The sequence below is a fragment of the Sphingobacterium sp. ML3W genome, from assembly GCF_029542085.1.
GTDB lineage: Bacteria > Bacteroidota > Bacteroidia > Sphingobacteriales > Sphingobacteriaceae > Sphingobacterium.
Genome location: NZ_CP107036.1, coordinates 5,511,075 through 5,523,552, shown reverse-complemented (window position 1 = coordinate 5,523,552; position 12,478 = coordinate 5,511,075). Strand labels below are relative to the sequence as shown.

The 12,478-nt window shown below is 41.0% G+C and carries 8 protein-coding genes; 6 read left to right on the top strand and 2 right to left on the bottom strand.

Annotated features, from left to right (window positions below; all coding sequences use genetic code 11):
• Positions 1-3 precede the first annotated feature (3 nt).
• A complete protein-coding gene (locus OGI71_RS22850; RefSeq protein ID WP_077438826.1) occupies positions 4-483 on the bottom strand; it encodes a cation:proton antiporter regulatory subunit in 480 nt (159 codons plus the stop codon).
• A gap of 480 nt (positions 484-963) precedes the next feature.
• Between OGI71_RS22850 and OGI71_RS22845 the strand changes: the two genes are divergently transcribed.
• Together OGI71_RS22845 and OGI71_RS22840 are read left to right on the top strand one after the other, a co-directional pair.
• Positions 964-3,993: a TonB-dependent receptor gene (locus OGI71_RS22845; protein WP_282252204.1), complete on the top strand. Its 3,030-nt coding sequence runs from the start codon at positions 964-966 to the stop codon at positions 3,991-3,993.
• 13 nt (positions 3,994-4,006) lie between these two features.
• The gene (locus OGI71_RS22840; RefSeq protein WP_282252203.1) at positions 4,007-5,629 is read left to right on the top strand and encodes a RagB/SusD family nutrient uptake outer membrane protein; all 1,623 of its coding nucleotides are present in this window, start codon (positions 4,007-4,009) and stop codon (positions 5,627-5,629) included.
• A gap of 78 nt (positions 5,630-5,707) precedes the next feature.
• Here OGI71_RS22840 and OGI71_RS22835 read toward each other — a convergent pair whose 3' ends face one another.
• Positions 5,708-6,487, bottom strand: a complete 780-nt coding sequence (locus OGI71_RS22835) for an MBL fold metallo-hydrolase (RefSeq protein WP_282256158.1) — start codon at positions 6,485-6,487, stop codon at positions 5,708-5,710.
• Between the two features lie 114 nt (positions 6,488-6,601).
• Between OGI71_RS22835 and recJ the strand changes: the two genes are divergently transcribed.
• From recJ to OGI71_RS22815, 4 genes are all read left to right on the top strand, one after another.
• On the top strand, positions 6,602-8,302 hold the full coding sequence (recJ, locus tag OGI71_RS22830; protein ID WP_282252201.1) for a single-stranded-DNA-specific exonuclease RecJ: 1,701 nt from the start codon (positions 6,602-6,604) through the stop codon (positions 8,300-8,302).
• Between the two features lie 152 nt (positions 8,303-8,454).
• Positions 8,455-9,189 carry an LPS export ABC transporter ATP-binding protein gene (gene lptB, locus OGI71_RS22825; RefSeq protein WP_120260132.1) on the top strand — a complete coding sequence of 245 codons (735 nt, stop codon included), beginning with the start codon at positions 8,455-8,457 and terminating at the stop codon, positions 9,187-9,189.
• A gap of 19 nt (positions 9,190-9,208) precedes the next feature.
• Positions 9,209-10,723: a GH3 auxin-responsive promoter family protein gene (locus OGI71_RS22820; RefSeq protein ID WP_282252199.1), complete on the top strand. Its 1,515-nt coding sequence runs from the start codon at positions 9,209-9,211 to the stop codon at positions 10,721-10,723.
• Between the two features lie 544 nt (positions 10,724-11,267).
• On the top strand, positions 11,268-12,338 hold the full coding sequence (locus OGI71_RS22815) for a branched-chain amino acid aminotransferase (RefSeq protein WP_282252197.1): 1,071 nt from the start codon (positions 11,268-11,270) through the stop codon (positions 12,336-12,338).
• The last annotated feature ends 140 nt before the right edge of the window (positions 12,339-12,478 follow it).

Below are 12,478 nucleotides of genomic sequence, written 5' to 3'. Positions count from 1 at the left end.
AGATTACAGTAAAATTTCCTTTAAAAGTTTGATATTGTTTTTCTTTCCGGCAATGACCAAAGTTGTGCCTGGAGTAATCAGATAAGATGGTCCGGGGTTGATGACCGTTTCGTCGTCTCTAATCCCAGCAATAATGGAAGCTCCAGTACGTTGTCGTACCTCTAGTTCACCAATTGTTTTTCCTGCTCCTTCCCATTTGCCTTCAAGCTTGTACCATTCGATACGCAAGTCATCCAAAGCCACTTCAATTGTTTCCAATGCCTTGGGCTTATAAGACAAACCACCTATAATACCCGCTATCTGACGTGATTCATCATCATTGAGTGTCATCACACAACGCGATTCATGTTCTTCGTCATCATAACGATACAGTTCCCGTCGACCATCATCGTGGATCACAACAACCATATTGTCACCCGCATCGGTTTCAATTTGAAATTTCTTTCCAATTCCTATCAGATCGGACTCTCTTACAATAGACATAATCTTCTATTTAAATAAATACCAATAATAACAGCGTAGCGCTGTTTTACCAAAAACAAATTTAACCAAAAATTCAATCTTAAACGAATCCTCGTCGCGCGACGGCAGGGGATGTGAACATGCAGATTACCCCAAAATACTAAAAAAAGACCAGAAATGCGAGTTTTTATACGTTCTATTTCGATTCAAATGAATAAGGTCATCTGAATACCAAGGTTTGTACGTGATAACCAACCTGCCAGAATCGACTGTATTTACAGCAGTTAAAAAAAACAATTATCCCTTTATCATAAGCAATTTTCAGGTTCAAATATTAGTTAAGATCACTAAAATCCATTATTCCCTTTTTTATTACAAAGATGAATTTCTATAACGTTTTCGTAGTTAGTGCAATCGTTTGTTCAAAGATGCAAAGAAACGGCACCGCTTAATTTCTTTATACTTGCCGCCAATAAAACTAGCGAATCTAAATTACACACTATGGTCAAAAAGAGTCACCTCATTCTACTGACACCCCTAACAATTCTTTCAGTAGCAGCGCCTTTTTATGTAGCAGCGCTTCCTAATAATGCTAGGACATCAATTGTCCAAGTTGCCCCTCAACAATCCATTTCGGGAAAGGTGGTAGACGAAACGGGAAAACCTATCAGCGGTGTTACAGTATCAGAGAAAGGCAAAACAGCAGCCACCACGACTGGACAAGATGGTGGATTTACACTGACAGTCACATCACAAAATGCCACATTGGTCTTTAATTCCATCGGATTTATTGCAAAGGAATTACCGGCTTCCCAAGTAGCTCAAGTAACCCTGAAAAAATCCGAAGACATGCTGGAAGAGGTTGTCGTAGTCGGTTATGGTAAACAGAAGAAAAGCGACCTTACTGGTAGCGTTGCTACTGTGGAAGCTAAGTCTTTGGAGCGGATCAATTCTCCGAATATCGTGGACAAGCTTCAGGGCAAGGTCTCTGGCTTAGCAATAAACTCTGGAAATGTTAAACCAGGAGAAACCGCAGCGATCAATATACGTGGTGAAAATTCAATCTCCGCTTCCAACAGTCCATTGATAATTTTGGATGGAATCCCTTTCAGCGGATCATTAGGTGATATCTCCTCCAATACCATTGCTAGCATTTCCGTATTAAAAGATGCTTCTTCTACCGCCATCTATGGATCACGTGCAGCAAACGGTGTTATTTTAATAACTTCCAAAAAAGGTGCTGCCGGAAAAGCGCGAATCAATTACAATGGTTATTTTGGGCTCCAGAGCGTAGAACGTCGTCTGAAATTGATGAATGGTCCACAATACATTCAGTTTATGCGTGACTATCAAGCCTCTAAAGGCAAAACAGGTGATCAGCTTAATCCCGAAAACTACCTTTTTGCGAATGTACTGGAACAGTATAAGAAAGGTGAAGAAGTCAATTGGCAAAATGAAGCCTTTAACAGCGCAGCTCCCATTCACGAACATCAGCTCAGTTTTTCTGGCGGTACTGATAAATCCGATTACTATGCATCGGTGAGTTACCTCAATCAGGATGGTGTGGTTAAAAACACACCATACGAACGCTACAATGTCAATCTAAATCTCAATCAAAGCCTAAACTCTTGGCTCAAACTGGGTATGACCATGCAAGCTTCACAGGGCAACCGTGATGGTATACAACCCAACCTGGAAAGCGTGGTAAAACTAGCTCCTTATAGTAAAAACCGTGACGAAAACGGTACAGCTGTCACCTACCCAATGTACGCACAAACACTATGGGGTCACCCTTTCGCCGACGAAAATGGTCAATGGGATGAAACTAGACGGACTGTTTATGCAAACTCTTGGTTAGATGTCAAGCTTCCGATTGAAGGGCTAAGCTTTAAGTCTACCTTTGGTACGAACTACAGAAATATCAATGAAAACTCTTATTATGGTTCAAATACCCTGACAGGCCGCGGCGTGAATGGACGGGGTGAGATAAAAAATGATCATTTGTGGGATTGGACATGGGAAAATCTCCTGACTTACGACCGGACTTTTGGCGATCATAAAATTAACGTCGTCGGGCTTTATTCCTCTCAAAAGACCAACTTCAAGACATCTAAAATGACTGGAGATGATTTTGTTTCAGACGCCGGCTACAACAACATGGCTTCTGCTTCTAAAAACCTGAAAATGGAATCTAAGCTTGAGAACACTGCGATGATTTCTTATATGGGACGGATCAACTATGCATTCAAAGATCGCTACTTATTAACTTTAACAGGTCGTTCGGATGGTTATAGCGCTTTTTCCATTGATAATAGGTATGCCTTCTTCCCTTCTGTCGCCGGAGCATGGGTAATTTCCAAAGAAGGTAATGTACAAGATTACTTTGATTTGTTAAAACTACGTGCTTCGTATGGTAAAAATGGGAACCAGGCCGTGTCTCCTTACCAGACGTATGATCGCTTGACGAACGTAGACTACATATATGGATTAGATCCTGTCAAAGGACTCGTGATGAATTTCAATGGGCGAGGGAGCAATTTGACATGGGAAACTACCACTTCCTTAAATGTCGGTTTAGATTTTGGCATTCTCCAAAATCGTCTTTCTGGAACGATTGATTATTATACATCCAAGACAACAGATCTCTTACTGAGCGAACAAGTCCCAGTGATGAATGGTTACAATACAATTTTGAATAATATTGGTGAGACTTCCAATAAAGGATTTGAGGTCACATTGAATGCTGTTCCCATCAAAAATGACAATTTCCAATGGAATACAACAGCTAATTTTGCATACAACAACAATAAGATAACCAAATTGCGTGCAGATGGAAAGGATGATTTGACTAATGCCTGGCTTATTGGCAAACCAATACGTATCTTTTATGATTACAAAGTAATCGGCGTATGGCAGGAAGGTGACGATATTGCAAACTCTTATCAGCCAAAAGCGAAAGCCGGTGATGCAAAATTAGCGGATTTAAATAACGATGGTAAAATCGATGCGAATGACCGCACGGTCATGGGCAACAAGATTTCACCTTACACCCTTGGTATCGGTAATGATTTTACCTACAAAAACTTCTCGCTTTCTATTTTTATGAACGGTGCCTTTGGCGGCACAAAAGTGGATGATTTTAAAAATATAGAACGTTTTTTACCAAATAACGGTGCCAATTATCTCGCAGATATGCCTTACTGGACGCCACAGAATCCAAGTACAGACATACCTTCTCCGGGTTACACGCCTATCAACAACCATACTTATTACATCAATTCAGCATATTGGCGGATTCGTGATCTGAGTCTGGGCTATACCATTGAAGGCGATTTTCTAAAGCGATTGAATCTTTCCTCCGTCAGAGCATTTATCAACGCCCGCAATATCTACACATTCTCCAAAATAAAAGGATACAATGTGGAGGCATTGGGTGTCAGTTCAACAACAGGAAATCCAACGACAACAAATATCGCCTACCCTTATCCTGTTGCCCGAACGGTCTCATTGGGATTAAATGTTCAATTTTAAACACCTCTACATCATGAAGAAAAGAAATACAACTTTATATGCATTCGTTGCCGGTATAAGCTTAATCTTTATCGGTTGCAGCAAAAATTTTTTAAACGAAGACACCAGCAGTTTTCAATCACCAGACAATACCTATATCAATACAAAAGGTTTCGAAACTGGATTGAATGGCCTTTATTCTTATGCCCGGATGGAATTCTGGACCTGGAACGGCAGTATATTCTCTCAGGGAGCTACCCCACAGGAGGCTTTACAGGTCGGTACAGACATTGTTGCGATCAAAACCACAGGAACCGATGCAACTTTAGCGCCTTTTAGCAATTACAGTCTAAATCCGGCTTCGTCGTATGTGCGCAATTATTGGAAGTACGCCTATGGTTTTATCGGAAATACCAATATTATCCTGGAAGCATTAAGTAAAAACACAATCCAATGGACAGACAAAGAGAATGATCCAAAACGTGTAGAAGCTACGGCCCGTTTCTTCCGCGCCTATAGCTATCGTTATTTGGTCAACCTCTATGGAGATGTGCCATGGGTAGACAAGGTATCGGCAACACCGCGCCGCGATTTTACCCGTACACCCAAAGCTGAGATATTGGCACATATGATCGATGATCTCAAATATGCTGGAGACAACCTTCCGGACAACCCTGGAACTGTACAGGAAGGGAAATTGACAAAATGGGCCGCATTACATTACCTTGCAGAGGCCTATATCGAAGCAGGACAGCCAGATCTGGCAGCTGAAGCAGCTAACAAAGTGATTCAAAGTGGTTATTTTAAGTTGAACGATCAACGTTTTGGAGCTGAGAAAGATAAAGCCGGCGACTATTTCCACGATATGTTTATCGAAAACAATCAAAATCGCTCATCGGGCAATCAAGAAACCATTTGGGCAATCCAGCTGGAATACAATACCCAGGGAGGTGGAGACAATTATACGGACTGGAGTAAACGCGCATGGGTTCCTTTTTATTCCCAACAAAAAGGTTTTGTTCTTGCCGACTCACTTGGCGGAAGGGGCCTTGGCCACGTACGTCCTTACCAATGGTGGCTGGATAGTTATGAAAAACAAGATGTTAGAAATTCACCTTACAACATCAAACGGGACTGGTATTATAATGACCCTTCCGTTCCTGAACTTTACGGTAAGAAGGTTGAGCTAACCGATGCAATTATTGCTTCGGGCAATGTATTCCCAACAATTACCAAATTTTTCTATGGAAAAACAGCGGCAAACCCTGCATTTGAAGGAAACATGAAAGATCGGGTCAAAATACGATTGGCAGAAACCTATCTTTTATTGGCTGAGGCATACATGCGAGCGAATAAACCTGACCTTGCAAAAGATGCCATCAATGCTGTACGTGCCCGTGCAAAAGCTTCTCCAATAAATACCTCGGCAATCAACGAAGATTTTATATTGGATGAGCGTGCAAGAGAGCTAATGGGCGAAGAAATGCGCAGAATGACATTGTCTCGTTTCGGAGCTGACGTTTTCCTACGCCGTGTAAAGACGCTTAACCCGCAATCTAAAGATGTGGTCAAGAAAGAATTTATTCTTTGGCCAATTCCACAGGAAGTCATTGATAGCAATACTGGCGCTGCTTTCCCGCAGAATGCCGGATATTAACTCTTACATCAAAAAAGCCTCATAGATCCGAAAGTCTATGAGGCTTTTTGGTTGACATATCACCCATTTTCGCCCGCACTACACTGCATCAACCAGTTTATAACTTCCATCAGGCCGCAGTTGGCTATGGCCAATGGTTATATTTTTGGAGTGATAGAATAAAAAGGTCCAACCTTCTGGAGCTCCTTCTCCCCAATAAGCTTGCCGTAGCTCCTTCGAGCGCCGACCATCAAAATCATATTTAGCTACATAATTATGAAAAATCTCTTCTGGTTCAGGTAAAACATCGCCCCCGAAAAAATAATGCATTCCACCTGTACGGATATGAAAAGCTTGGTGATGTGGCGTATGCCCACCATTATGAACATAACTGATTTCAGTATTTACTTGCCCCTCTCCTTCTACCAATACCAAGTTTCCACTTCGTTGGACAACATCAAAAATTTCTGTACGGTATGAGCTCGAAATCCCGGAATAGGCATCTTCCCATTCTCCCCTTTGCACTATATATTCAGCTTCGGGAAATGCAATTCGGGGGGAGCCACTTTCCATACTTACCATACCACCGGCATGATCCTTATGCAGGTGCGACATTAATACGTATTTCACATCGTCTGGCTCATAACCCAATTTCCGGATATTGTTGTGCAACTTCAGCACACCACTATCATCGGTATGCCCCAAACCGGTATCACAGATCACAATACCTGATTCTGTTTTGATCAAAAAAGGATGGACATGGATAAACATGGATCCCGGACGGTCTTTCGGATCATCCACGGATGGATCAAAGGGAACGAATTTTCTACTTTTATCGACAGAAAAAGAACCTTCATATAGAGAATAAGCCTGTACCATATTTAAAACATTGGGAATATGCACGTTAAGCGACAGGCGGCCAATACCAGGTTTAGGAATTAGGTAAGTCCAGCCTGAAAACGTATATTTACACTTAAAATATTGTGCAAAGATATGCAAAAAAGGTGGGTACTAAAATCTAAAACTGATGTCAAAATAACCAACAAACTGCGCGAGGAATTAAACATCAACGCTGTGTTAGCAGAGTTGCTCGTCAACAGGGGAATTGGAAGTTTTGACGAAGCGAAACAGTTTTTTAGGCCACAATTGTCCGATTTGCACGATCCTTTTTTGATGAAGGATATGGAAAAAGCCATATCTCGAATCATTCAGGCTATCGGCAATAAAGAAAAGATCCTGATCTATGGTGATTACGATGTTGATGGCACTACAGCAGTTGCTGTAGTCTACAGTTTTTTCAGAGAATTTCATAGTCAACTGGAGTTTTATATTCCGGACCGTTATGCAGAAGGCTATGGTATATCTACGCAGGGCATTGATTATGCCGCTGCTAATGGCTTTTCTCTTATTATTGCATTAGACTGTGGAATAAAAGCCATTGATAAAATTGACTATGCCAACACGAAGGGGATAGACTTTATCATTGGCGACCACCATCTCCCAGGTGAAGAACTTCCAAACGCTTTCGCTGTCTTAGATCCAAAACGTGTAGATTGTGATTATCCCTACAAGGAACTTTCTGGTTGCGGTATCGGCTTCAAGATCATCCAGGCGTTCATACTGACCAACGGAATGGATATCAATGCCTGTTATCAATTTTTAGATCTGGTTGCAGTGAGTATAGCATCAGATATCGTCCCAATCACTGGGGAGAATAGAATCTTAAGCCACTTTGGGTTGATCAAGCTCAATACCAATCCCTGCGTGGGATTAAAAGCATTGGTTGACCTATCCAACAATAGAACAAAGATTTTTACGGTCAATGACATCGTATTCCAAATCGGCCCACGCATCAATGCAGCCGGCCGCATTGACCACGCTAAGGATGCCGTCAAATTATTAATTTCAAAATCCCTACAGGAAGCGAAAGACTTTAGTTCGAGCATTGATGATCAAAACAATGTCCGCAAGGATTTTGACCTTAAAATAACGGAGGAGGCGCTGGCGCTCATTGAAGAAAATGTAGTTCTCAAGAGCCGAAAATCTACCGTATTATACAAATCAGACTGGCATAAAGGTGTAATCGGTATTGTGGCTTCACGATTGACTGAGAAATATTACCGTCCCACCATCATATTGACGGAAACGAATGGCCATATCGCGGGCTCGTGTCGATCAGTAATCGGATTTGATCTATATGAAGCATTAAACGAATGTGCTGATTTACTGGAGCAATTTGGAGGGCACAAATATGCTGCTGGACTGACCATGTCACTGGACAATGTAAGCCTGTTTCAAGATCGATTTGAAGAGGTCGTGGCTCGTAGGATCAGTCCCGAAATGCTGACACAAGAAATTCAGATCGATGCTAAACTCCATCTGAAGGATATAGACGCTAAATTTTTTCGCATACTCCAACAGTTTGAACCTTTTGGCCCACAAAATGAGTCACCAATTTTCTTGAGTAAGAAAGTGAATTCAGTAGGGTCGGCTTTCCCTGTAGGTACAAATCATTTAAAAATGACAGTTGTCCAGGAAGACTCTCCATCTTTTGATTGCATCGGTTTCGGATTAGCAGAACATATTGATCATATCAATTCGGGGCAGAGTTTTGATATTTGTTATAGCATTGAAGAGAATGTGTGGCGCAATAAAAGAAACTTACAGCTTAACATCAAGGGAATTCGATATTAGCGTTTTAGCATCTAAATACTTAATACTAAGAAGATATTAAATATATTTACCATAGATTTGCATTCAAATGCTCCAACGGTAAATTCAGCATTATCTGGCATTTTGCGGAATAAGTAGAGCAGAAATTTATAGTGACAAGATAAATCAAGAAGATGATTTTAAAGGCAGAACATCTCATAAAAAAATATAAACAACGTACTGTTGTCAACAACGTATCCTTTCATGTAGAACAAGGAGAGATTGTCGGGTTACTGGGGCCAAATGGTGCTGGTAAAACGACCTCATTTTATATGATTGTAGGTCTGATCAAACCCAATGACGGAAAAGTATTTTTAGATGATCAAGAGATCACGCAAGATGCGATGTACCAACGCGCGCAGCGTGGAATAGGTTATTTGGCACAGGAAGCTTCTGTTTTCCGCAAGTTATCCGTAGAAAACAATATCCTGGCTGTACTGGAGATCCACTACCCCAACAAAGAAGAACGTATGGCCAAGTTGGAAGAATTGCTATCCGAATTCAGTCTGCATCGTGTCCGTAAAAACAGAGGTGATCTTTTGTCGGGGGGCGAGCGCCGACGTACGGAAATCGCTCGAGCATTGGCCGCAAATCCATCGTTTATCCTATTGGATGAGCCATTTGCGGGGGTTGACCCTATTGCCGTAGAGGAAATCCAAACGATTGTTGCTAAACTCAAAACACGTAATATTGGCATCTTAATCACCGACCACAATGTACAGGAAACTTTATCCATTACAGATAGAGCCTACCTTTTGACCGAAGGAAAGATTATGCTTACGGGCACACCTGAAGAGATCGCGGATAATGAACTGGCTCGAAAGTTCTATCTTGGTCGTCATTTTGAATTAAGAAGGAAAAAATTTTAAAGCATAACGAATACCCTATATGGCCTTATTAAACTCCATTTTTACTTGGTTCATGAAAAAAAGGATTCACCAAATCGAGCTTTTCATGAAATATCCCCACGATGTACAAGAGGAATGGTTCCAAAGTTTAATTTCTACTGCCGAGGCGACGGAATGGGGAAAAAAATACGACTACACCAGCATACTCACCCCAGAAATCTTCAAAGAGCGCGTACCTATACAGGATTATGACGATATCAAAGGTTATGTAGATCGGATGATCAAAGGTGAGCAGAATATTCTGTGGCCTTCGGATATCAAATGGTTTGCAAAATCTTCTGGAACAACCTCTGATCGTAGCAAATTTATACCGGTGAGCGAAGAGGCCCTAGAAGAATGCCACTTCCAGGGAGGGAAGGACATGTTGACTATATACTGTCACAATAGACCTGAAAACCGTGTTTTTACAGGAAAGTCTGTTGTCATCGGCGGTTCATCGCAGATCAACAACTTTAGCCCAGACTCCTATTATGGAGATCTATCTTCCATCCTGATCCGCAACCTTCCATTTTGGGCGGAATTCAAACGAACCCCAAACATGGAGGTGACTTTAAATCCCAATTTTGAAGAGAAAATTGAGCAGATCGCGCAAATTACCATCAAAGAAAATGTCACTAGTCTGGCGGGTGTACCAACATGGAATATTGTGATGGCTAAACGTGTACTGGAAATCACAGGCAAGAACAATCTATTGGAAGTATGGCCAAACCTTGAGTTTTATGGTCATGGAGGTGTGAGTTTCAAGCCCTACCGCGAGCAGTTCCACAAACTGATTCCTTCAGATAAGATGTACTATCTAGAAAACTACAATGCCTCAGAAGGGTATTTTGGGTTACAGGATGAATCAGACTCTGAAGATCTTCTGCTCATGTTGGATTATGGGATTTATTACGAATTCCTTCCCACGGAACGAATGCATGAGGAAAACCCGACAACGCTACGTTTGGATCAGGTCGAAATCGGCAAGAACTATGCGCTGATCATTTCCACCAATGCCGGACTATGGCGTTATAAAATAGGCGACACAATCAAGTTTACGTCTTTGTCGCCCTACCGCTTTCAGATATCGGGACGTACAAAACAATATATCAATACATTTGGTGAAGAAGTGATTGTTGACAATGCCGAACAGGCACTAGCCGAAGCAAGCAAACTGACAAATGCGCGTATAAAAGATTACACCGCAGGACCAGTTTATTTTAGGGATGCTGAAGCAGGCGCGCACGAATGGGTCATTGAATTTGAACAGCAACCCAACGATTTTAAACGTTTTTGTGAAATATTGGATGCCAAGTTGAGGGAAATAAATTCAGATTACGACGCAAAGCGATTCAAGAACATGGCACTTCGCCCGCCAATTGTCCATAATGCACCATCAGATACTTTTTATAAGTGGATGAAATCTAGAGGTAAACTGGGTGGACAGAATAAAGTCCCTCGATTGAGCAATAATAGAGAATATCTTGACCCGCTTTTAAAGATTTTACAAGATTGACCGAACGTCTATTCTTGGGGAGATTAGCCAAAATTTTACGAGACTATCTTGGCTAATCTCTGTTTTTTTAGGGTTTAATTGCGGTTTTATACAAAAACACAAAAAAACCAAGAATAAAATTCACAGAAATACCTTTCTTTTGAATTTCAACATCACGCTGTAACAATTCGCGAGTTTCACCCGATGTTACTTCATTGCTTTTGTTAAGACGGTGAGTCAATTCCATACTAAGTTTATTTTATGATAAGTGATTTTATAGCGTAAAGCGACCCAATGCCCATCTACGGTCGCAGTCTTTATTGCCAAACTTTATGCCACAAATACAGAAACAGTGTTAATTAACACAAAATTAATACAATTAATTGAAAGCAGGTTGCCTCGATAAATTTTATCGGTTTATTTTTCATTTTCATAGGGAAGTGTAGTAAATAGGAGAATGACTGTCCGAAATAAAAGGCATTTTTCTAAACGGGAAATTATCGTAGCAAAGTGCGATTTATATTTCAATTTTTCCTAACTTAGCCTAAGTAATATAAAAAATAAGATGAACGCGACAGAGAACTATTCAATTCGCGTAGAGCCAACTCAAAATTCAAGACTCTCGCAAGTAGATTTCGACAATCTAAAATTCGGAAAGATATTATCCGACCACATGCTGGTCGCAGACTATGATGATGGTGAATGGAAAGATGTCAGCATCGTCCCTTACGGAGATATCAGTTTCAGTCCTTCCATGTCAGCTTTACATTATGGTCAAGCAATCTTTGAAGGTATTAAAGCCTATAAATTCGCAGATGGTACAGTGAGCATCTTTCGTCCAGACAGAAACTGGGAAAGATTCAACAAATCTGCAGCACGCCTTCAGATGCCTGAGGTTCCTGAGGAAATTTTTATGGATGGTCTGAACAAACTATTGGATATTGACCGTAATTGGGTTCCTGCTAAAGAAGGTTCTTCTTTGTATATACGTCCATTTATGTTCGGTACTGAAGCTGCGTTGGGCGTACATCCATCCAAATCATACAAGTTTATCATTATCACTGGCCCAGTTGGTGCTTACTATAGTAAACCGATTAGCTTAAAAGTTGAAACGTACTATACACGTGCAGCTGAAGGCGGTGTTGGATTCTCGAAAAATGCAGGTAATTATGCGCTGTCGCTTTATCCGACCCAATTGGCTAACGATGAAGGCTACGATCAAATTATGTGGACTGATGCTTCAGAACACAAATATATCGAAGAAGCGGGTACCGCAAACCTAATCTTCCGTATTGGTGATACCATTATCACGCCGCATGGCGATACCATCTTACATGGTGTAACGCGTCGTACAATTATGGAATTGGCAGAAAAATGGGGTTATAAAACTGAGCAGCGGAAAGTATCCGTACAGGAGCTTATTGATGGGATTAAAGCAGGTACAGTTACTGAGGCATTTGCTGCAGGAACAGCTGCTACGATTACTGACATTAGCCGGATCGGTTTTGAAGGACAAGACTACAATTTACCTCCAGTTGAGGGCCGTGAGTTCTCCAATAAAGTTTTACATTATCTAAATGAATTGCGCTATGGTAAAGTAGCCGATCCATTTGGATGGAATTACTTGGTAAAGTAAGCTAATAAGGTTCATAAAAAAGGCTGTTGGTAATCATCGACAGCCTTTTTTCTTTGCATTGGCCAGAAAAAGAACCTTCAGTTAATTTTTATAACTGTTGTTCCTCTCGTGAGAGAATGAAAGTTTTATTGTAATGAGAT